General features: G+C 71.6%; 23 protein-coding genes, 1 tRNA gene and 1 riboswitch. Of the genes, 8 read left to right on the top strand and 16 right to left on the bottom strand.

Translation table 11 applies throughout. The annotated features are described in order from the left end of the window. Positions 1–272 precede the first annotated feature (272 nt). The 5 genes from ACX9GQ_RS15920 to ACX9GQ_RS15900 all read right to left on the bottom strand — a co-directional run bounded on the left by ACX9GQ_RS15920 (position 273) and on the right by ACX9GQ_RS15900 (position 3,604). The gene (locus tag ACX9GQ_RS15920) at positions 273–884 is read right to left on the bottom strand and encodes a cysteine hydrolase family protein (RefSeq protein ID WP_459630543.1); all 612 of its coding nucleotides are present in this window, start codon (positions 882–884) and stop codon (positions 273–275) included. 31 nt (positions 885–915) lie between these two features. Beyond that, positions 916–1,971 carry a MaoC family dehydratase gene (locus tag ACX9GQ_RS15915; RefSeq protein ID WP_459630542.1) on the bottom strand — a complete coding sequence of 352 codons (1,056 nt, stop codon included), beginning with the start codon at positions 1,969–1,971 and terminating at the stop codon, positions 916–918. A gap of 96 nt (positions 1,972–2,067) precedes the next feature. Beyond that, on the bottom strand, positions 2,068–2,958 hold the full coding sequence (gene folD, locus ACX9GQ_RS15910) for a bifunctional methylenetetrahydrofolate dehydrogenase/methenyltetrahydrofolate cyclohydrolase FolD (protein ID WP_459630541.1): 891 nt from the start codon (positions 2,956–2,958) through the stop codon (positions 2,068–2,070). Positions 2,959–2,987: 29 nt separating this feature from the next. Beyond that, entirely contained in the window at positions 2,988–3,314 is a 327-nt protein-coding gene (locus ACX9GQ_RS15905; protein WP_459630540.1) for a DUF167 family protein, read from the bottom strand. Next, entirely contained in the window at positions 3,314–3,604 is a 291-nt protein-coding gene (locus ACX9GQ_RS15900) for a YggT family protein (protein ID WP_459630539.1), read from the bottom strand. Before ACX9GQ_RS15900 ends, ACX9GQ_RS15905 begins: the two co-directional genes overlap by 1 nt. A 193-nt stretch (positions 3,605–3,797) precedes the next feature. Between ACX9GQ_RS15900 and ACX9GQ_RS15895 the strand changes: the two genes are divergently transcribed. The 4 genes from ACX9GQ_RS15895 (at position 3,798) to ACX9GQ_RS15880 (ending at position 7,414) form a co-directional block, all read left to right on the top strand. Then, positions 3,798–3,873: transfer RNA gene (locus ACX9GQ_RS15895), tRNA-Ala, on the top strand. Between the two features lie 139 nt (positions 3,874–4,012). Continuing rightward, a riboswitch (TPP riboswitch) is annotated at positions 4,013–4,117 on the top strand. Further along, a complete protein-coding gene (gene thiB, locus ACX9GQ_RS15890) occupies positions 4,107–5,144 on the top strand; it encodes a thiamine ABC transporter substrate binding subunit (RefSeq protein WP_459630538.1) in 1,038 nt (345 codons plus the stop codon). (Overlaps the previous riboswitch by 11 nt.) A gap of 7 nt (positions 5,145–5,151) precedes the next feature. Next, entirely contained in the window at positions 5,152–6,717 is a 1,566-nt protein-coding gene (locus ACX9GQ_RS15885) for an ABC transporter permease subunit (protein ID WP_459630537.1), read from the top strand. After that, positions 6,704–7,414, top strand: a complete 711-nt coding sequence (locus tag ACX9GQ_RS15880) for a thiamine ABC transporter ATP-binding protein (RefSeq protein ID WP_459630536.1) — start codon at positions 6,704–6,706, stop codon at positions 7,412–7,414. Before ACX9GQ_RS15885 ends, ACX9GQ_RS15880 begins: the two co-directional genes overlap by 14 nt. Positions 7,415–7,431: 17 nt before the next feature. On the opposite strand, the gene ACX9GQ_RS15875 is transcribed toward ACX9GQ_RS15880, so the two are convergent. Together ACX9GQ_RS15875 and ACX9GQ_RS15870 are read right to left on the bottom strand one after the other, a co-directional pair. Then, positions 7,432–8,265, bottom strand: a complete 834-nt coding sequence (locus ACX9GQ_RS15875) for a universal stress protein (protein ID WP_459630535.1) — start codon at positions 8,263–8,265, stop codon at positions 7,432–7,434. Between the two features lie 60 nt (positions 8,266–8,325). After that, positions 8,326–8,499 carry a hypothetical protein gene (locus ACX9GQ_RS15870; protein WP_459630534.1) on the bottom strand — a complete coding sequence of 58 codons (174 nt, stop codon included), beginning with the start codon at positions 8,497–8,499 and terminating at the stop codon, positions 8,326–8,328. 154 nt (positions 8,500–8,653) lie between these two features. Between ACX9GQ_RS15870 and ACX9GQ_RS15865 the strand changes: the two genes are divergently transcribed. Next, on the top strand, positions 8,654–9,088 hold the full coding sequence (locus ACX9GQ_RS15865) for a hypothetical protein (RefSeq protein WP_459630533.1): 435 nt from the start codon (positions 8,654–8,656) through the stop codon (positions 9,086–9,088). A gap of 31 nt (positions 9,089–9,119) precedes the next feature. Here the strand turns inward: ACX9GQ_RS15865 and ACX9GQ_RS15860 are convergent, their stop codons facing one another. The 6 genes from ACX9GQ_RS15860 to epmA form a co-directional block, all read right to left on the bottom strand. Continuing rightward, on the bottom strand, positions 9,120–9,446 hold the full coding sequence (locus ACX9GQ_RS15860; RefSeq protein ID WP_459630532.1) for a hypothetical protein: 327 nt from the start codon (positions 9,444–9,446) through the stop codon (positions 9,120–9,122). A gap of 31 nt (positions 9,447–9,477) precedes the next feature. Beyond that, a complete protein-coding gene (locus tag ACX9GQ_RS15855) occupies positions 9,478–10,257 on the bottom strand; it encodes a glutamine amidotransferase (protein WP_459630531.1) in 780 nt (259 codons plus the stop codon). An 89-nt stretch (positions 10,258–10,346) separates the two neighbouring features. Next, positions 10,347–10,538 carry a hypothetical protein gene (locus ACX9GQ_RS15850; RefSeq protein WP_459630530.1) on the bottom strand — a complete coding sequence of 64 codons (192 nt, stop codon included), beginning with the start codon at positions 10,536–10,538 and terminating at the stop codon, positions 10,347–10,349. A gap of 86 nt (positions 10,539–10,624) precedes the next feature. Continuing rightward, positions 10,625–11,239 carry a L,D-transpeptidase gene (locus tag ACX9GQ_RS15845; protein ID WP_459630529.1) on the bottom strand — a complete coding sequence of 205 codons (615 nt, stop codon included), beginning with the start codon at positions 11,237–11,239 and terminating at the stop codon, positions 10,625–10,627. Positions 11,240–11,364: 125 nt separating this feature from the next. Then, positions 11,365–12,441 (bottom strand): lysine-2,3-aminomutase-like protein, encoded by a 1,077-nt coding sequence (locus tag ACX9GQ_RS15840; RefSeq protein ID WP_459630528.1) that lies wholly within the window; start codon positions 12,439–12,441, stop codon positions 11,365–11,367. An 11-nt stretch (positions 12,442–12,452) separates the two neighbouring features. Then, a complete protein-coding gene (epmA, locus tag ACX9GQ_RS15835; protein ID WP_459630527.1) occupies positions 12,453–13,508 on the bottom strand; it encodes an EF-P lysine aminoacylase EpmA in 1,056 nt (351 codons plus the stop codon). A gap of 102 nt (positions 13,509–13,610) precedes the next feature. Here epmA and efp point away from each other — a divergent pair, with 102 nt between their 5' ends. From efp to groL, 3 genes are all read left to right on the top strand, one after another. Continuing rightward, positions 13,611–14,177, top strand: coding sequence for an elongation factor P (gene efp, locus ACX9GQ_RS15830; protein ID WP_459630526.1), 567 nt, complete (start codon positions 13,611–13,613; stop codon positions 14,175–14,177). 231 nt (positions 14,178–14,408) lie between these two features. Then, positions 14,409–14,723, top strand: coding sequence for a co-chaperone GroES (gene groES, locus ACX9GQ_RS15825; RefSeq protein WP_459630525.1), 315 nt, complete (start codon positions 14,409–14,411; stop codon positions 14,721–14,723). A gap of 60 nt (positions 14,724–14,783) precedes the next feature. Next, on the top strand, positions 14,784–16,418 hold the full coding sequence (gene groL / locus ACX9GQ_RS15820; protein WP_459630524.1) for a chaperonin GroEL: 1,635 nt from the start codon (positions 14,784–14,786) through the stop codon (positions 16,416–16,418). Positions 16,419–16,528: 110 nt separating this feature from the next. Here the strand turns inward: groL and ACX9GQ_RS15815 are convergent, their stop codons facing one another. The 3 genes from ACX9GQ_RS15815 to ACX9GQ_RS15805 form a co-directional block, all read right to left on the bottom strand. After that, on the bottom strand, positions 16,529–17,482 hold the full coding sequence (locus ACX9GQ_RS15815) for a 2-hydroxyacid dehydrogenase (protein WP_459630523.1): 954 nt from the start codon (positions 17,480–17,482) through the stop codon (positions 16,529–16,531). A gap of 37 nt (positions 17,483–17,519) precedes the next feature. After that, on the bottom strand, positions 17,520–18,206 hold the full coding sequence (locus ACX9GQ_RS15810; protein ID WP_459630522.1) for a transglutaminase-like cysteine peptidase: 687 nt from the start codon (positions 18,204–18,206) through the stop codon (positions 17,520–17,522). A gap of 196 nt (positions 18,207–18,402) precedes the next feature. Next, complete coding sequence (locus ACX9GQ_RS15805; protein WP_459630521.1) at positions 18,403–18,816, bottom strand: PRC-barrel domain-containing protein; 414 nt, start codon at positions 18,814–18,816, stop codon at positions 18,403–18,405. Positions 18,817–18,825: the final 9 nt, after the last annotated feature.

Below are 18,825 nucleotides of genomic sequence, written 5' to 3'. Positions count from 1 at the left end.
CTGTTAGAGACTCCCGATGGTCATCTGACCAACAGCGAGCACCACGGCCGGACCGGATGGCGGGCGTGTTGTCTCGTGCTGCTCGACGCGCCTCGAAAGACCATCGCCTCCCCCGTCCGACGGTTGAAACGGGACGTCGCAGGCACGCGCGGCAGGGGCAAGGCCCGTCGCGGGGGCGGCCAAGCCATTGATCAGGGAATCATTTTCGCAAAAGGAGTCGCGGATCAGGTCGTTGCAGTGGTCGCCCGACCACTTCCTCGCAGGGGGGCGGATCAGCTCCGCGCCGCCCGCCGCTGCCGCCGCCAGCCGCGAACGGTCGCCGTCAGCCGCGCGGCCGCCACGGCTTCGGCCGCTGTCACCACCCGCGCGTACTCGCCCGAGAGGTGAGCCATGGCGAGCGCGTGCACGTCCTCCGCCGGCCATGTCCGCCCTGCTGGGTCGCGCGTCTCCACCGACCAGCACGCATCGGACACGACGAAGACCCGGTAGCCGAGGCAGCCGGCATGCCGCGCCGTCGTGTCGACGGAGTTGTGCGCCAGCACGCCGCACACGACGAGCGTGGTGCAGCCGAGTCCGTCGAGGTGCTCCTCCAGCCCCGTCCCGACGAAGGCGCTCCCGGTCGCCTTCCCGACGACCGCCTCGCCCTCGCGCGGCATCGCCTCGGGCTTGAAGGCGTGCAGCGGCTGCCCCGGCCGGTAGGGCGAGGCAGGCTCGACGGAATCGTGCCGGACGTGCACCACCGGGAACCCGCCGTCCCGCCACGCGCCGATGAGCGCGGCGATGGCCGCCTCCGCACCGGGATTGTTCCGCCGGCCCCAGCGGGGATCGTCGATCGCCCCCTGGACGTCGACGACGAGGAGGGCGGTGTCGGACGGGATGCGCACGGGCGGGCTCCACAGGCCCGCGCCGGCGGGCTCACATCGGGATCAGGACCCACAGGTCGAGGTCGAGGATGACCGCCGGATCGTACTCCTCCCCGACCTTGAGGGGGAAGTCCGCGCAGGGCCGGTCCTTCGTGGCGACGAGCCGTACCCTGAGCGCACCCACGTCGTCGCGCCCGTCGAGCGCCTGCTTGTCGAGGACCTCGCTCCACGCCGACACCGTGCCGCCCGCGAAGAGCGGCGCGACGTGCCGCCCGCCGTTGATCGCGGCGACGTGGAAGGCGTTGCCGAGCCCGTTGAACGACAGCGCCCGGGCGAGCGAGATCACGTGTCCGCCATAGATCAGCCGACGCCCGAAGCGGCTCTGTCCCTGCGAGAGCTGGTCGAAGTGCGCCTTCGCGGTGTTCTGGTAGAGGCGGGTGGCGATCTGGTGCTCCGCCTCCTCCACCGTCATCGCGTCGACGTGGTCGATCCGCTCGCCGACCTCGTAGTGGGCCCAGCGGAACGGCGAGCCCGAGAGATCCTCGTCCCAGGCGGTGGGGTCGATCACCGGGCAGGCATCGCCCAGCGCGTCCGGCGTGACGACGCGCGGCAGGGTCGGCACGTGCTCCTCGAGCACCGGCAGGCCCGGCTCGCGCTTGCGCACCATCACCCAGCGGACATAGTCGAGCACCTCGGTCCCATGCTGGTTGAAGCCCGTCGAGCGGACATAGACCACGCCGGTCTGCCGGTTGGAGTTCTCCTTCAGGCCGATCACCTGCGACACCGATCGCAGCGTGTCGCCCGGATAGACCGGCGCCAGGAACCGCGCGCCGGCGTAGCCAAGGTTCGCCACGGCGTTGAGCGAGATGTCGGGCACCGTCTTGCCGAAGACGACGTGGAACACGAGCAGATCGTCCACTGGCGCGCGGGGATAGCCGATCGCCTGCGCGAAGGCATCGGACGACTGCACGGCGAAGCGGGAGCCGTAGAGCGCGGTGTAGAGCGCCACGTCACCCGTCGTGACGGTGCGCGGCGTCGCGTGCTGGATCGTCTCGCCGAGCCGGAAATCCTCGAAGAAACGCCCGGGGTTCGTCTTGCTCGCGGTCATGCGATCCTCCGCCATTCACGCCGGAGGCGGAGCATGGCCGCAACGTTGCGGTGCAGCAAGCGCGCCGGCGCCCGACCTTCGGCGGAGACGGGGAGACTAGAGCGCCGGCGCGGGCAGTCCCCGTCGCGCGCAGGCGGCGCCCAGCGTGTTGGCGAGCAGGCAGGCGATGGTCATCGGCCCGACGCCCCCCGGAACCGGCGTGATCGCCGACGCCACGCCCATCGCCGCGGCGGTGTCGACGTCGCCGACGAGTCGCGTCTTGCCCTCGCCGAGCTCCGGCGCCGGGATGCGGTTGATGCCGACGTCGATGACGATGGCGCCGGGCTTCACCCAGTCGCCCTTCACCATCTCTGGCCTTCCCACCGCGGCGACGAGGATGTCGCCCCGCCGGGCCACGGAGGGCAGGTCGCGGGTGCGCGAATGCGCCACCGTCACGGTGCAGCTCTCCGCGAGCAGCAGCTGCGCCATCGGCTTGCCGACGATGTTCGAACGGCCGAGGACGACGGCCTCCAGCCCGGAGAGATCCGGCCGCACCGTCTTCAGCAGCATCAGGCTGCCGAGCGGCGTGCAGGGCACGAGCCCGCCGGTGCCCGTGGCGAGCCGTCCGGCGTTGACGGGGTGGAACCCGTCGACGTCCTTGGCCGGGTCGATCGTCTCGATCACGCGGGCGGCATCGATGTGGGAGGGCAGCGGCAGCTGGACGAGGATGCCGTCGACCGCGGGATCCGCGTTGAGCCGGCCGACCAGCGCCAGAAGTTCCGCCTCGCCGGTACTGGCCGGCAGCTTGTGCTCGATGGAGCGCATGCCGGCCTCCACCGTCTGCTTCGCCTTGGAGCGGACATAGACCTGGCTGGCGGGATCCTCGCCGACGAGCACCACCGCGAGGCCCGGGATGACGCCCTGCTTCGCGAGCCGGTCAACATGGTCGCGAATGCGGCCGCGCAGCGCGGCGGCGACGGCCTTGCCGTCGATGATGGTGGCGGCCATGGCGCCCTCCGTATGCCGCGGGGGCGGGCTCAGAGCCCGAGCGTGCGCGCCAGCGCGCCGGCGAGGGCGGCGGCATCGCCCTCGACGTGCAGGGACTTGACCCGGGCGGTCGCACCGGACGAGAGCGTCACCTGCGTCGCCGCGACGCCGCAGGCGGCGGCGAGAAGGCGCGCGAGCGCCGCGTTGGCCTTGCCGGCCTCCGGCACCGCCTTCACCCGGGCCTTGATCACGCGCCGCCCGTCGGACAGCGTCTCGACGCCTTCGATCGCATCGCGCCCGCCGCGCGGCGTCAGGCGCACGCAGACCGACAGGCCTCCGTCGGCTCGCGGTTGCCAGGGGTGCGCGGCGTCGGTCATCAGAACACGTTGGGGTAGATGTAGTAGCCGATCACGCGCTGGATCAGGAAGATCAGCAGCAGCAGCACGATGGGCGAGATGTCGAGGCCGCCCATGTTGGGCAGGCGCCGCCGGATCGGGGCCAGCACCGGCTCGGTGAGCTGGTAGACGCCGTTGTAGATCATGCGGACGAAGTCGTTGCGCATGTTGATCACGTTGAAGGCGATCAGCCAGCTCAGCACCGCCGACGCGATGATGACCCACGTGTACAGGTCGAGCGCGAGCAGGATGACGTCGAGGATGGCGCGCATGAACGGCTCCGGCGGGACAGGCGGCCTTGGTTTAGCCGGGCCGCCTTCCGCGGACAAGCAGGCATCGCGAGGATGCATCGAACGGGCCACGGCCGGAACGGTCCGGCACGCGTCGCCGCCCCGACCCGGCGCGCCCCCGACTTTGCCGATTGACACGCCGCCGCCGCCCGCCTTATGAGGGCGCACCCGGAAGGGGGCTGTAGCTCAGTTGGGAGAGCGCTGCAATCGCACTGCAGAGGTCAGGGGTTCGAATCCCCTCAGCTCCACCAGGTCCCGCCGACCTGGTCATCCTTCTCCTCCACCAAATGCGATCACGACTGACTTGCCGGCCTGCTGCCGGAGCGTGACGCCGCGATCTGCGACCCCGTCTCAGGCGCTTGCGCGCCGCCGCACCCCCCGCTACATCTGCCTTCGCTCACGGGGTGCTCGCGCGGCGAGCTGAGAGGCGATGGTGCCAACCCGACGAACCTGATCCGGGTCATGCCGGCGGAGGGATTGAGGGATGACGAACCTCACCACAGTTGTGTCTGTTGTTTCGCGCGTCGCCGCGGTTGCGGCGCTGGTGGCGTGGGCCGTCGCGCCCGGTGCGGCGTCGGCGCAGGACAAGCCCACGCTCACGGTCCACACCTACTCGTCCTTCGTGGGCAAGTACGGGCCGGGCAAGGCGCTGAAGGAGCGCTTCGAGGAGACCTGCGGGTGCACGGTCGCCTGGATGACGTCCGACGACAGCGGCGGCATCGTCGCGCGCATGAAGCTCGAGGGTGACTCGTCCAAGGCCGACGTCGTGCTCGGCCTCGACGCCAACCTCGCCGGCGACGCGGAGGCCACCGGCCTCCTCGCCCCCCACGGGCGCACGATTCCTGCTCTCGACCTGCCGGTGGCGTGGTCGAGCCGCGTCTTCGTGCCGTTCGACTGGGGCTACCTCGCCTTCGTCTACGACGAGACGAAGCTCAAGACCCCGCCGGCGAGCCTGAAGGAGCTCGTCGAACGTGCCGACGGGCCGCGGATCATCGTGCAGGACCCGCGCACCAGCGCGCCCGGCCTCGGCTTCCTGCTGTGGATGAAGGACGTCTACGGCGAGCAGGCGCCCGCCGCGTGGGCGAAGCTGCGCCCGCGCATCGTCACCTTCACCAAGGGCTGGTCGGAGGCCTACGGCCTGTTTCTCAAGGGCGAGGCCGACATGGTGCTGAGCTACACCACCTCGCCGGCCTACCACGTCGCCGTGGAGAAGAAGCAGCAGTACAAGGCCGCGGCCTTCGCCGAGGGGAACTACCTGCAGGTGGAACTCGCCGCCGTCATGCGGACGACGAAGCAGGCGGACCTCGCCGGCCGCTTCATCGACTTCGTCACGTCGGAGCGGTTCCAGGAGCTGATGCCCGAGGGCAACTGGATGTACCCGGCCCGCACGCCGGCGGCCGGCCTGCCGGCGTCCTTCGCGGGGCTCGCCAAGCCGTCGAAGGGCCTGCTCCTCGACTTCGCGACCGTGCGCGACAACCGCAGGGCGTGGATCGACGAGTGGCTGTCGGCCACCGCGCGCTGACCGCGCCGTGCGCGGTCCCGGCCTCGTCGCCGCGGCGGCCGTCGTCGGGATCGTCGGCACGGGGCTGGCGGGCCTCTGGTCCGCCGGCGACGGGCTCGACCTGCGGGTCCTCGGCAGCCCGTGGCTGCACCGCATCCTGCTGTTCTCGACGCTGCAGGCGGGTCTCTCCACGCTGATTTCGCTCGTCGCCGGCGCCGCCCTGGCGCTGGCGCTGGCCCGCCGCCGGGCCTTCCCCGGCCGCGGCCAGCTCGTCGGCCTGCTCGGCACGGCGACGGCGCTGCCCGCCGTGGTGGTGGTGTTCGCGGTCGTCACCGTCTACGGACGCTCGGGGTGGCTGGGCACCGCGCTCGGCGCCCTCGGCCTGCCGGCCGGCCAGTGGCTCTACGGCCTGCCCGGCATCCTCATCGCCCACGTGTTCCTCAATGCGCCGTTCTGCGCGCGGGTGTTCCTGCGCGCGCTGGAGGCGCAGCCGCCGGAGACGTGGCGGCTTGCCAGCCACCTCGGCCTGCCGCCGCGCACGCTGTTCCGGCACATCGACGCGCCGCTGCTGGCGCGGGAGACGCCGGCCCTCGCGGTCCTCGTCTTCCTGCTGTGCTTCACCAGCTTCGCCACGGTGCTGGCGCTCGGCGGCGGCCCGGACCGCGCCACGCTGGAGGTGGCGATCTACGAGGCCCTGCGGCTTGACGCCGACTTCGCCCGCGCGGCGCTTCTTTCGGGGCTTCAGCTCGCCATCGGCCTGCTGCTGACGGTTCTCTTCGTCCTTTCGGACCGCGGCACGCGGGAGACGGCCGGCGCCGGCCGCGGCGTCGCGCGCCCGGACGCGGCGTCGGGCGCGCTTCGCCTCGCCGACGCGGCGGTGCTCGTCGCCGGAACGCTGTTCCTCGCGCCGCTCGCCCTTTCGGTCGCGACCGGCGCCGGCGCGATTCGCAGCCTTGCCGACGCCGAGGTGCTGCGGGCGACGGCCGCCAGCATCGCCATCGCCGCGACGGCAGCGGTCCTCGCCGTCACGGCTGCGGTCGCCCTCGCGCTCGCCGGGCGCGACCTGCGCTCGGCCCGGCACGGCACGACCGCGGCCGCCTTCGGGCATGTCGCGGTCATACCGCTGGCCGTACCGCCCTTCACCCTCGTCGCCGGCCTGTTCGTGGTGCTGCGCGGCCATGTCGACGTGGCGACCATGGGGGTGCCGATGGTCGTCGTGGTCAACGCGCTGATGGCACTGCCCTTCGCCATGCGCCTCGTCGAGCCGCCCCTGGCGCTGGCGGAACGGCGCTACGGCCGGCTGGCCGCGGGCCTCGGCATCCGCGGGCTCGCCCGCCTGCGCATCGTCGACCGGCCGTTCCTGCTGAGGCCCCTGCGCGGCGCGCTGGCGACCGCCGCGGCGCTTTCGATGGGGGACCTCGGCGTCGTCGCCTTCTTCGGCGGGCCGGACCTCGTCACGCTGCCGCTGCTGCTGTACCAGCGGCTCGGCGCCTACCGGATGGACGAGGCGGCGGCCGTGGCCCTGCTGCTGGCCGCGCTCGTGTTCGTCCTGGCTTGGGCCGCCGGTGCGGAGGCCGACGATGCTCGCGCTTGAGGCGCTGACCGTTCCCTACCCCGGCTTCACCGGGGTCTACACGCTGCGCGTGCCGCGCGGCGAGCTCTGCGCGCTCGTCGGTCCGTCGGGCGGCGGCAAGACGACCCTGCTCTCCGCCATCGCCGGCTTCGAGCCCGTCGCCTCCGGCACGATGACCTTCGACGGCGCGGACCTGAACGCCCTGCCGCCGGCCCGCCGGCCTGTCTCCATGCTGTTCCAGGACTGGAACCTGTTCCCGCACCTCGACGCGGCGGACAATGTCGGGCTCGGCCTGCGGCCCGACCTCCGGCTGACCGCCGGGGACCGGGAGGAGATCGCGGCGGTGCTCGCCCGGGTCGGTCTCGACGGGTTCGGTGGGCGGCGTCCCGGCGAATTGTCCGGCGGCGAGCGCCAGCGCGTGGCGTTGGCCCGCGCGCTCGTCATGCGGCGCCCGCTGCTGCTTCTCGACGAGGCGTTCGCCGCGCTCGACCCCGGCCTGCGCCGGGGCATGATCGACCTCGTCGATGAGCTGCGGCGCGAGCGCGGGCTCACGGTGCTGATGTCGATCCACACGCCGGAGGATGTGCTGGGCCGCGCCGGTGCGATGGCCTTCGTCGCAGGCGGCCGGGTGCGCCTGCACGGCCCGCCGGCCGACGTGCTCGGGAGCGACGACACGGACGTGCGCCGCTTCGTCGGGCGGCGCGTGCCGGGGGCCTGAGGCGCGGCGCGACGGCCTCAGTGCGCCATGAACACCGGCAGCCGGGCGTGGGCGAGCACGTGGCTGGTCGCCCCGCCGAAGATCATCTGGCGCAGGCGGCTCTGCGTGTAGGCGCCCTTGATGAGCAGGTCCGCGCCGGCCGCCTCGCAGTGGCTGAGAATGACCTCGCCGGTCGTCTTGCCCTTCGGCGCGACCGTCACCTCCTCGGCCTTGACGCCGTCGAGGCGCAGCATCCGCGTCAAGTCCGCCCCGCTCGGGCCGGGAACCGAGCCGCCCTCGACGCTCAGCACGTGCACCGTCTTGGCCTGTCGCAGGAGCCCCATGCCGAGGCCGATGCAGCGCGCCGTCTCGGTGCTCTGGTTCCAGGCGATGACGACGGTCTCGCCGATGGTCGTGCCGGAGAAGTCGGGTGGGGCGATCAGCAGCGGCCGCCCGCTCTCGAAGACGATCGTCTCCAGCAGCGACAGCCGCGGCCCCGCCGCGCTGGACGACGGCCGGCCCACGACCGTGATGTCGAAGATGCGCCCGCGCGCCGCGACGGCGCCGTCGCCGAGCAGCGGCGCCTCGTGCCAGCCGTGCGACGCGCCGTCGTTGAGCCCCGTGTGCACGGGAATGCCGGCCCGGCCGACGGCGGCGATGAACGAATCATGCGCGTCTCGGGCGATGTCGCCCATGCTGCGCTGCTGCGGCGGCCACAACGGCACCATCTCGCCGACGATGTAGTTGTCGAGCACCGGGAGGGTCGCCGCGCCCTCGATATAGGCGCCATGCGCCTTGGCGAAGAGAATTCCCGCATCGAAGATCGGGCGCGAGACCTCCGGATCGTCGATCGGAACGAATACGGACTTCATGATCGACCTCCCCTGTCGCAGTGCAGCAACCATAGCACCGCGACCGTGTTGGGGAAGGCCTCAGCGTGCGGCAAAGCTGACGCTTCGATCCGTCCCCCGGTGCGACCCCGCTTCCGACGGCTGGACCCGCACCGCCTGCACGGCTGCGAGCAGGTAGATGGCGAGCGTCAGGACGTTGAGGGCGACCCGCGTCCGGCGGATCTCCCCAGGCACGACGCAATTGTCATTCGTCATGTGCGTGGCCTTATCCGGTTAATGCCCTCCAGTCTCCGTGAGGCTTGCGGCCTCTTGTAGATCGGGCGAAACCGTAGGGAGAAACGCGGATCACGCCTTGCGCGATCCCTGCCCCGCTGCTTCTGTCCCGCCAAGCTCACGCTGGAGGCTCCGCATGCGCATCGGAACGGTGGTGCTCGGCTTCGCGGCGGGCTTTCTCGCGGTGCTCACCGTGCACCAGGCCGTGATCGCCGCCGGCGGCGCGCTGGGCTTCCTCGCTGCGGGCGGCGGCTGGTCCATGCAGCCCGTGCCCCCCTTCGGCGTGCCGCAGGTCCTGTCGCTCGCCTTCTGGGGCGGTGTCTGGGGCGTCGTCCTCCTCGCCGTCGCCGACCGCGCCGGGCGCGGCGTGGTGGGCTGGCTCGTCCCGACGCTCCTGCTCGGCCTGGCGACGACGCTCGTCGGATGGTTCGTCGTCGGGCCGCTCAAGGGCCGGCCCGTGGGCGACCTCGGGCTCGCCCGCCTCGTCACGGGGCTGGTGATCAACGGCGCATGGGCGCTCGGCGCGCTCGTCATCGCCCGCCTGCTGGGCCGGGTCGGCCTCGCGCGCTGATTCGGAAGCACCCGCCGCGGGGACGCAGGGGTCAGCTCGTCTGCTCGCAGCGGTGCCAGCTGTCGACCGGCAGGTCGCCGCCGGATGAACGGATCAGGTTCTCGTTCAGGAGCTGCAGCTGCATCATCGCCCCGGCGGCAGGGTCGCCGTCGGGCGCGGTGTAGGTGAACGAGTGGCGCGCGTAGCGGCCCTCGATCTTCTTGCCGCCCGGCGTGACGATGGTCGTGCCGGAGATTTGCATCTGCCGGGTGCCGGCGGCGTTGCACCAGTTGCCGTCGATGGAATCGGCGAGTGCCGGGACCGCCGCGGCAAGGCCGGCGGCGGTGAGCGTCATGCGCAGGAATGCCTTGCCCCTCATCGCAGCCCCCTCCTCTTCGGGACGCGTGGCCCTAGCCGACCGCCTCCAGCCGGCGTTCCGCCGGTGCGGACGACGGATCGGCAACCGTCGTTGCGGCCACCGGCGACAGCCAGTGGTCGAGGAACGCGTCGAGAAACCGGCGCACGGCCGGGTCGTGGATGTACCAGCCCTCGAGATGCTCGGGCCGGCTGCGCGCACCGGGCATCGCCATCCGCTCGTGGGCCCGGGTCGTCCAGCGGCACATCATCGCGTAGGTCACCTCCGGGTGGAACTGCAGCGCGTAGGCGCGGTCCCCGTAGCGGAAGGCCTGGTTGGGGAAGATGTCGCCCTCGGCCAGCGCCGTGGCGCCGCGCGGCGTCTCGAAGCCCTCGCGGTGCCACTGGTAGACGCTGGTCGGCCAGCGCACGCCGATCGTGTCGGCCAGCTGCTCGCCGGCCGACGTCGGGCGGATGGGGTAGTACCCGATCTCGGCGTGGCCGTCCGGATGCGGCGCGACCCGCGCGCCGAGGTGGCGGGCCAGCATCTGGGCGCCGAGGCACAGTCCGAGGAAGGGCGTCCCGGCCTTGAGGACGCAGCCGATCCAGTCGGTCTGGCGCCGCACCCAGTCGTGCTCGTCGTTGGCGCTCATCGGCCCGCCGAAGACGACGACGCCGGCATAGTGGTCGGGGGTGTCCGGCAGGACGCAGCCGAGCGGCGGCCGCTTCACCTCGAGGCGGTAGCCGCGCTCGACGAGCAGGCGGCCCACGCGGCCCGGGGTGGAGTGCTCCTGGTGGAGGACGACGAGGATGGGCTTGTCGGTCGACGCGGTCATGGCGGATCGCAGGATGGGCACGGGGGCCCGCGACGCACGAAGCGTGCCACAACCCGGCCGCTGCGTCGAGCCGTCGATCGCCGGCGGGGTCAGCGGATTCCCTGGGCGACGCAGGTGCGGCGTCCCGCCTCGAAACAGGTCTGCACCTTTCCGGCACGGTGCAGCGCCTCGACGATGAAGAGCCCCGCCCCCAGGAGAAGCAGGCACACGATCATGACGAGCAGGTTCACCGTCATGCGACGGTCGTGCTCGTCCTCGTCGTCACTGATCCAGCTCCGCACCGTCGGCCCCGGTCGTCGTCCGCGCCGACGGAATCATAGCGCAGGACGGCCCGCTTGGCACCGTCCCGCGAAGGGGCCGGCCGCGGTCAGCGCTGCGACCACGCGGCCGGGTTCTTCGCCCAGGTCTGGAGCGGCTCCATCGACTTCGGCATCGGCGCGTAGCCCAGCGCGGCGGGAGCGGGCGCCTGGCGGGCGGCCACGGCCGCAGGCTTCGCCGTGCGGGCCTTGGCGACCTTGGCCGGCTTCGGCGCCGACGCGGAGGCCAGCATGGTGCCGGTCGGCGGGTTGCCGTTGATGGCGATGACCGCGCCGTCCGCCTTCACCAGCTCGAAGAGCTTGGCGGCGTGGGCCCGCGACAGGCGGATGCAGCCGTGGGACGCCGGCCGGCCGAGCCGGGATTCCTCGGTGGTCGCGTGGATGGCGTAGCCGCCGTGGAAGAAGATCGAGTGCGGCATCGGCGCGTTGTTGTACTTCCGCGAATAGTGCATGCGCGCCAGCCGGTAGGGCTCGTAGGTCCCGCGCGGCGTGCCGTAGCCCTTTCGCCCGCTCGAGATCGGCCAGATGAAGACTTCGCCCTTGTCCGTCTCGACCCGCATCGTCTGGTAGGCGAGGTCGATCTTGATCTCCACCTTGGCCGAGGCGGCGGTCGGGAGGAGGGCGATGAACAGAAGGCCGAGCGCGGCGGCGAGACGTGCGAACATGGTCGATCCCCGGAGGGCCTTCTGGCCCTGACGCGTCCGACGATCCAACGACGCGCGTTGCCGGGTCGTTTCAGCGCGGCCTCCGTCGGCCGGCGATCTCTCGACTTGGTAAAGGACCCGTGTCCTCAGTTTTCCCCGGCAGGCGGGTAGGCGTGGCGCTGTCCGCGCCAGTCGGTGACCGAACCGTCGGCAGGGTCCAGCGCGTCCGGCGCGATCGGCGCCTTGCCGTGGCCGCCGGGGATGTCGAGCACGTAGTGGGGCTGGCAGAGCCCGGAGACCCGGCCGCGCAGGGCGGCGACGAGGGCGCGCCCCTCCTCCAGCGTCGTGCGCAGGTGCGCCGTGCCGGGCGCGAGGTCGCCCTGGTGCAGGTAGTAGGGCTTCACGCGGGCCTCGACGAAGCCGCGCATCAGCGCCGCCAGCGTGTCGACATCGTCGTTGACGCCCTTGAGGAGCACGGTCTGGCTGACGAGCGCGATGCCGGCGTCGGCGAGGCGGGCGCAGGCGGCCCGCGCCTCGGCGGTGAGCTCGCGCGGATGGTTGGCGTGCACGGCGACGTAGGTCGTGCCGCGAAAGCCGCGCATCGCCGCGACGAGGTCCGCCGTCACCCGCGACGGCGCCGCCACCGGCAGGCGCGTGTGCCAGCGCATCACCCGGACATGCGGGATGGCCGAGACGGCCTCCGTCAGGTCGGCGAGGCGCCGCGGCGACAGGGCGAGCGGGTCGCCGCCCGTCACGATGAGCTCCCACAGCTCCGGATGGGCGCCGACATAGTCGAGCGCCGCGGAGAGCTGGCCGTGCGAGAGCATGCCGGAGCCCTGCGGCCCCACCGTCTCGCGCCGGAAGCAGAACCGGCAGTAGACCGCGCAGACGCTGACGAGCTTCAGCAGCGCCCGGTCCGGGTAGCGGTGGACGATGCCCTCGACCGGGCTGTGCGCGTCGTCGCCGATCGGGTCCGCCCGCTCCTCCGGCCGCGTGTCGAGCTCGCGCGGGTCAGGCACGTATTGCCGGGCGATGGGGTCGTCCGGGTCCGACGGGTCGATCAGCGCCCGCACCTCGGGGGTGACGGCGACGGCGTAGCGTGCCGCCACGGCCTCGAGCGCGCCAGCGGCATCTTCCCCCACCAGGCCGGCCTCGACGAGGTCGCCCACGCTGCGGAGCGTGCGGGTGGTCGGGTCGCGCAGGGGCACGGAGGCGGAGGTCATGCCGCTCTCTCTCACATCTCGGCCACCGGCGTCCACATCACCTGCTCGATCCGCCGGGCGCCGGTCGCCAGCATCACCAGCCGGTCGAAGCCCAGCGCGATGCCGCTGGCGGGCGGCATGTGAGCCAGGGCGGCGAGGAAGTCGTCGTCGATCGGGTAGCGCTCGCCGTACACGCGCTCCTTCTCGTCCATCTCGGCGACGAAGCGCCGCCGCTGCTCGGCAGGGTCTGCCAGCTCGCCGAAGCCGTTGGCGAGCTCGACGCCGCAGGCATAGAGCTCGAACCGCTCCGCCACGCGTGGATCGGCCGCGTCTGCGCGCGCGAGCGCCGCCTCGCTCACCGGATAGCCGTGGAGCACGGTGGCGCGGCCGAAGCCGAGGCGCGGCTCGATCCGCTCCACCAGCACCCGGCTGAACACGTCCGCCCAGGTGTCGTCTCCGGCCACCCGGATCCCTGCTTCCCTTGCGGCCGCCGCCAGTCCGTCCCGGTCGGTGGCATGCCCGTCGACGGTCGCCAGCAGGTCGATGCCGGCGAACCGGTCGAACGCCTCGGCCACCGACAGACGCTCCGGTTCGGCGAGAGCGTCGCAGGTGCCCTCGCGCCAGACGAGGGCCGCCCGGCCCGTCGCCTCGGCCGCCCGGCGCAGCAGCGCCGCGCAGTCGTCCATGAGGACGGTCCAGGGCTGGCGCGCCCGGTACCACTCCAGCATCGTGAACTCGGGGTGGTGCAGCGGCCCGCGCTCCCGGTTCCGGAAGGTGCGGGCGAAGGTGAAGATCCGCTCCTCCCCGGCCGCGAGCAGCTTCTTGCAGGCGAATTCCGGAGAGGTGTGCAGGTAAAGGGGCCGGACGGATCCGTCGGGAGCGGTCGCCTGTGTGGCAAAGGCGTGGAGGTGGGCCTCGTTCCCCGGCGAGACCTGCAGGACCGCCGTTTCCACCTCCTCGAAGCCCTCTCCCTCGAACCAGCGACGGATCGAGGATGCGACGGCCCGCCGGGCGGCGAGGAACGGGCGCCGGTCCGCGTGGACGTCGCGGCTCCACCACGGCGAGGGCGCGGGGCCGCGGGCGCTCACGGACGGGGCGTCCCGGCGGGGCGCCCGGCGCCGCCGCGCTTGACAGCGCGGCCGTGGCCTGCAATCGCCTGCGGCGAACAATCGATCCAGAGAGACAGATCCGTGAAGGTCATCGCCAGCTCGCTCCGCAAGGGCAATATCGTCGAACAGGACGGCAAGCTCTACGTCGTTCTCAGCGCCGAGAACATCCACCCCGGCAAGGGCACCCCCGTCACGCAGCTCGACATGCGCCGCCTGTCCGACGGCGTGAAGGTGTCGGAGCGCTACCGCACGACGGAGCAGGTCGAGCGCGCCTTCGTCGAGGACCGCGACTACAACTTCCTCTACCAGGACGGCGAGGGCTGGCATTTCATGAATGCCGAGACCTTCGACCAGATCACCGTCCCCGAGGACGTGCTGGGCGACCAGTCGGTCTGGCTGCAGGAGAACATGACCTGTGTCGTCAGCATGCACGAGGGCGTGCCGGTGGCCATCGAGCTGCCTGCCCGCGTGACGCTCGAGATCACCGAGACGGAGCCCACCGTGAAGGGCCAGACCGCCTCCTCCTCCTACAAGCCCGCGATCCTGTCGAACGGCGCCCGCACCATGGTGCCGCCGCACATCTCGGCCGGCACCCGCGTCGTCATCATGACCGCCGACGGCTCCTACGTGGAGCGCGCCAAGGACTGATCCCGGCGTCATCGCCGCCGTTCGGAAAGGCCGGGCCCAGCGCCCGGCCTTTCGCGTTTTCGCGGGCCTTTCCAGTCTCTTCCACGCACCGCGACGGACGCGCGACGGGGGGTCTTGAAGCCCGGCCGGACGCTTCCTAACTCGTTTGCCGGACGGCTCAGGCACCGGCTCTCGGAGCGGGGCCGGCCGGTCCGCAACGAAACATCATCGAAGATGGATCTGGAGGAACTCATGAAGTTTCGGCCACTTCACGACCGCGTCGTCGTCCGTCGCATCGATGCCGACGAGAGGACCGCGGGCGGGATCATCATCCCCGACACAGCCCGGGAGAAGCCGCAGCAGGGCGAGGTCATCGCCGTCGGCCCCGGCTCCCGCGACGAGAGCGGCAAGCTCGTCGCGCTCGACGTGAAGCCCGGCGACCGCGTGCTCTTCGGCAAGTGGTCCGGCACCGAGGTGAAGATCGACGGGGAGGACCTGCTGATTATGAAGGAGAGCGACATCCTCGGCATTCTCGAGGAGACCGTCGCCCGCAAGAAGGCCGCGTAACCCCGGACGGGCCGCAACGGCCGTCCATCCTGCCATCACGTCTCAGGGAGTGATGAATCCATGGCTGCCAAGGAAGTGAAGTTTTCCCAGGACGCTCGCGAGAAGATGCTGCGCGGCGTCGACGTCCTCGCCAACGCGGTGAAGGTCACGCTGGGCCCCAAGGGCCGCAACGTCGTCATCGAGAAGTCGTTCGGCGCGCCCCGGATCACCAAGGACGGCGTCACCGTCGCCAAGGAGATCGAGCTCGCCGACAAGTTCGAGAACATGGGCGCCCAGATGGTGCGCGAGGTCGCGTCGAAGCAGAACGACGCCGCCGGCGACGGCACCACGACGGCGACCGTCCTCGCCCAGGCGATCGTGAAGGAGGGCGCCAAGGCGGTGGCCGCCGGCATGAACCCGATGGACCTGAAGCGCGGCGTCGACGTCGCCGTCGAGGCCGTGGTGAAGCACCTCGGAAAGAACGCCCGCAAGGTCACCTCGAACGACGAGATCGCCCAGGTCGGCACCATCTCCGCCAACGGCGACGCCTCCATCGGGCGCATGATCGCCGAGGCGATGAAGAAGGTCGGCAACGAGGGCGTCATCACGGTCGAGGAGGCCAAGAGCCTCGAGACCGAGCTCGACGTCGTCGAGGGCATGCAGTTCGACCGGGGCTACCTCTCGCCCTACTTCATCACCAACAGCGAGAAGATGCTGGTGGAACTGGATGATCCCTACATCCTGATCCACGAGAAGAAGCTCTCCGGCCTGCAGGCCATGCTGCCCGTGCTCGAGGCGGTGGTGCAGACGGGCAAGCCCCTGCTGATCATCGCCGAGGACGTCGAGGGCGAGGCCCTGGCCACGCTCGTCGTCAACAAGCTGCGCGGCGGCCTCAAGGTCGCGGCGGTGAAGGCGCCGGGCTTCGGCGACCGCCGCAAGGCCATGCTCGAGGACATCGCCATCCTGACCGGCGGCCAGATGATCGCCGAGGACCTCGGCATCAAGCTCGAGAACGTCACGCTCAACATGCTCGGCCGGGCAAAGAAGGTCCGGATCGAGAAGGAGAACACGACGATCGTCGACGGCGCCGGCAAGAAGAAGGACATCGAGGGCCGCGTCCAGCAGATCAAGGCGCAGGTCGAGGAGACCACCTCGGACTACGACCGCGAGAAGCTGCAGGAGCGCCTCGCCAAGCTCGCGGGCGGCGTCGCGGTGATCCGCGTCGGCGGCGCGACCGAGGTCGAGGTGAAGGAGAAGAAGGACCGCGTCGACGACGCGCTCAACGCCACCCGCGCCGCGGTCGAGGAAGGCATCCTGCCGGGCGGCGGCGTCGCGCTGCTGCGCGCGCTGAAGGCACTGGAGGGCCTGCCCTTCTCCAACGACGACCAGAAGACCGGCATCGAGATCGTCCGCAAGGCCATCTCCGCCCCGGCCCGCCAGATCGTCGACAACGCCGGCGAGGACGGCTCCGTCGTCATCGGCAAGATCGTCGAGAAGGCCGACTACGCGTTCGGCTACGACGCCCAGTCCGGCCAGTACGGCGACCTCTTCAAGCTCGGCATCATCGACCCGGCCAAGGTCGTGCGCACCGCCATCCAGGACGCCTCGTCCGTGGCCGGCCTGCTGATCACGACCGAGGCCCTGATCGCCGAGAAGCCGAAGAAGGACGCCCCGATGCCGGCCGGCGGCGGCATGGGCGGCGGGATGGACTTCTGACGGCCATCACGAAAACCCGGCCGGCCCGCTTGGAGCTTCGGCCGCACAAGACGACGAAAGGGCGCCTTCGGGCGCCCTTTTGCGTCGATCGCGACCGAGCCGTGAGCGGGCTAGGCCACCCGATTGAGCAGGGGCAGGCCGTCGCGCAGGCGGCAGACGTTGTCCAGCGCCACCGCCAGTGCCCGCCGCCACGTCTCCGGCGTCAGCCACGCCATGTGCGGGGCCAGCACCACGTCTTGCCGGGCCAGCAACCGATGGTCCGCAGGGGGAGGCTCCTCGCCCAGCACGTCGAGGCCCGCGCCCGCGAGGCGGCCCGAAGTCAGCGCGTCGATCAAGGCCGTCTCGTCGACGAGGCCGCCACGGGCGGTGTTCACGAGGATGGCGCCCGGCTTCATCGCCGCGAAGGCCTGCCGGTTCATGAGCCCGCTCGTCGCCTCCACGAGAGGCACGTGCAGCGACACGATGTCGGACGTCCCCAGCAGCGTCGGCCACGGCACGAAGCGGGCCGGCATGTCGGGCCGTTCCGTGCGGCTCCAGCAGACGACCTCGGCCCCCAGCGCCCCCAGCGCGACCGCCAGCCGCCGCGCCACGGCGCCGGCGCCGACGAGGCCCACGGTGCGGCCGGCGATCTCGCCGAAACCCTCCTCCGCGCCGGGTCCCGGCGACCAGCCGCCGGGGGTCCGGGCCGCCCCGTCGAGCGCCGGGATGCGCCGCAGCACGGCCAGCATGAGGCCCAACGTCATCTCGGCGACCGCGGGCGTGTTGACGCCCGGCATGTTGCAGACGGCGACGCCGTACCGGCGGGCGGCATCGAGGTCGATCGTGTTCACGCCGACGCCGATCTTCTGGACCAGCCGCAGGCGGGGCGCGGCGGCGAACAGCGCCGCGTCGACGGGCTTCAGCACGTGCAGCAGCGCGTCAGCCTGCGGAAGGACCCGCTGGAGCGCGGTGTCGTCGTGCTCCGGCACGATGCTCACGCGCAAGCCGGCCCCGCCCCAGGCCGCGAGGTCGCGGGCGAGGGTTTCTCCGGCGGACAGGCGGGCGATGACGAGCGGTTCGGCCACGCCCTTCCCTACCACGGGCAGCCCCGTGGCGGCGATATCAGCGCGCCGCGGTGGTGCCGACGCCACTGACGTGGTTCAGGTTCACCCAGCTCGAGTCGGCCTGGCTTTCGCGCTTGACGAAGACATAGCCCGTCTTGTGCCAGGCCAGCACGTCGTTGCGCTTGTTGTCGAGGATGAGGTCGCCGCGGTCCGTGCGCAGCGTCAGGACGGCGTGGCCCTCGTTGCGCTCGTCGAGCACCACCGTCATCACCATGGCGCGGCGCGGCAGGCCGAGCATCGCCAGCTTGCGGCGCTTGAGGAGCTGGTAGTCCTCGCAGTCGCCGCGGCCGTCCTCGGCAAGGTCCCAGCGGTCGAGCTCGTTCCAGTGGTCGACGTCGGTGACCGGGCGGATCGCGGTGTTGACCGAGGTGTTGACCTCGTTGATCAGCGCCCAGACCGCCGGCGTCAGGCGGATCGTGTCGCTCTCGGCCGGGTCGACCCGGCACTCGTCGACGTAGATCTTGCAGAACTTGAGCCAGCCGGTGATCGGCCGCGCGATGCCGCCCGGCGCCATGGGCGCGGAGCTCGGCGGCAGCCCGGTGGAACGATCGCCGAGGTTCGCCAGGACGATCGCGGGCCGTCCCGGGGGCTCGACCCCGGCGGTCATCGCGGGTTCCCCGACGGCCCTCGGCATCAGGGCGGCGAAGGCGGCGGCAAGAAGAGCGGCGAGGGAAGATGCGTGCATGATCGGCCCCTTGGTGGGGCCATCGAACGGCGCGCTCTCCCGCAATTGCCTGACGGGATTGCCTCAAATTGCACGCATCCCGGGGGCTCTCCGCGGCGACACGAAGGCATGGTCGCCGCGGCGTGTGAGGAGTCCCGCTTATTCGACTTTCATTCGACGCGTCATTGAATCAAGAACGCCGAAAATTCGAACGATCTCAGAGGTACCACGGCACCTTGTAGTAGTCGTAGACGCCGCGGCCGAAGGTGTCGTCGCCCCAGGGCGGCTCGGCGGGCGGGTAGCTGGGCCCTGCCTCCAGTTCCTGCCGGGACGCCGGCAGCACGAAGCCCCCGCGGTCGGGGTCGTAGCTCAGGCTCTGCCACGGCAGCGGGTGGTACCGCTCCTCCGCGTCGAGGAGGCCGCCCAGCGACAGCACGGCGTACGCCACCTTGCCCGTCGCCTTGTCGACCATGAAGGTCTGCACGGAGCCGACGCGCCGGCCGTCGCGGTCGAACACCGCGGCCCCCGTGACCCTGTCCGCCGCGACGAGTCGCTCCGTCTCCTCGATGGGCAGCCGGTTGGCGCGTCCGGCGGCGTGGGCGACGGCGTGGGGATCGGCATCCGCGGTCATGGCGTCACC

Source organism: Alsobacter sp. R-9 (assembly GCF_054612375.1).
This window is presented reverse-complemented; position numbering and strand designations above follow the sequence as displayed.

What these genes read in the sequence shown, in the direction of transcription:
- ACX9GQ_RS15915 (WP_459630542.1), bottom strand. Translation starts at nt 1,971, where the DNA reads ATGACCGCGAGCAAGACGAACCCCGGGCGTTTCTTCGAGGATTTCCGG.
- folD (WP_459630541.1), bottom strand. Translation starts at nt 2,958, where the DNA reads ATGGCCGCCACCATCATCGACGGCAAGGCCGTCGCCGCCGCGCTGCGC.
- ACX9GQ_RS15905 (WP_459630540.1), bottom strand. Translation starts at nt 3,314, where the DNA reads ATGACCGACGCCGCGCACCCCTGGCAACCGCGAGCCGACGGAGGCCTG.
- ACX9GQ_RS15900 (WP_459630539.1), bottom strand. Translation starts at nt 3,604, where the DNA reads ATGCGCGCCATCCTCGACGTCATCCTGCTCGCGCTCGACCTGTACACG.
- thiB (WP_459630538.1), top strand. Translation starts at nt 4,107, where the DNA reads ATGACGAACCTCACCACAGTTGTGTCTGTTGTTTCGCGCGTCGCCGCG.
- ACX9GQ_RS15880 (WP_459630536.1), top strand. Translation starts at nt 6,704, where the DNA reads ATGCTCGCGCTTGAGGCGCTGACCGTTCCCTACCCCGGCTTCACCGGG.
- ACX9GQ_RS15875 (WP_459630535.1), bottom strand. Translation starts at nt 8,265, where the DNA reads ATGAAGTCCGTATTCGTTCCGATCGACGATCCGGAGGTCTCGCGCCCG.
- ACX9GQ_RS15870 (WP_459630534.1), bottom strand. Translation starts at nt 8,499, where the DNA reads ATGACGAATGACAATTGCGTCGTGCCTGGGGAGATCCGCCGGACGCGG.
- ACX9GQ_RS15865 (WP_459630533.1), top strand. Translation starts at nt 8,654, where the DNA reads ATGCGCATCGGAACGGTGGTGCTCGGCTTCGCGGCGGGCTTTCTCGCG.
- ACX9GQ_RS15860 (WP_459630532.1), bottom strand. Translation starts at nt 9,446, where the DNA reads ATGAGGGGCAAGGCATTCCTGCGCATGACGCTCACCGCCGCCGGCCTT.
- ACX9GQ_RS15855 (WP_459630531.1), bottom strand. Translation starts at nt 10,257, where the DNA reads ATGACCGCGTCGACCGACAAGCCCATCCTCGTCGTCCTCCACCAGGAG.
- ACX9GQ_RS15845 (WP_459630529.1), bottom strand. Translation starts at nt 11,239, where the DNA reads ATGTTCGCACGTCTCGCCGCCGCGCTCGGCCTTCTGTTCATCGCCCTC.
- ACX9GQ_RS15840 (WP_459630528.1), bottom strand. Translation starts at nt 12,441, where the DNA reads ATGACCTCCGCCTCCGTGCCCCTGCGCGACCCGACCACCCGCACGCTC.
- groES (WP_459630525.1), top strand. Translation starts at nt 14,409, where the DNA reads ATGAAGTTTCGGCCACTTCACGACCGCGTCGTCGTCCGTCGCATCGAT.
- groL (WP_459630524.1), top strand. Translation starts at nt 14,784, where the DNA reads ATGGCTGCCAAGGAAGTGAAGTTTTCCCAGGACGCTCGCGAGAAGATG.
- ACX9GQ_RS15810 (WP_459630522.1), bottom strand. Translation starts at nt 18,206, where the DNA reads ATGCACGCATCTTCCCTCGCCGCTCTTCTTGCCGCCGCCTTCGCCGCC.
- ACX9GQ_RS15805 (WP_459630521.1), bottom strand. Translation starts at nt 18,816, where the DNA reads ATGACCGCGGATGCCGATCCCCACGCCGTCGCCCACGCCGCCGGACGC.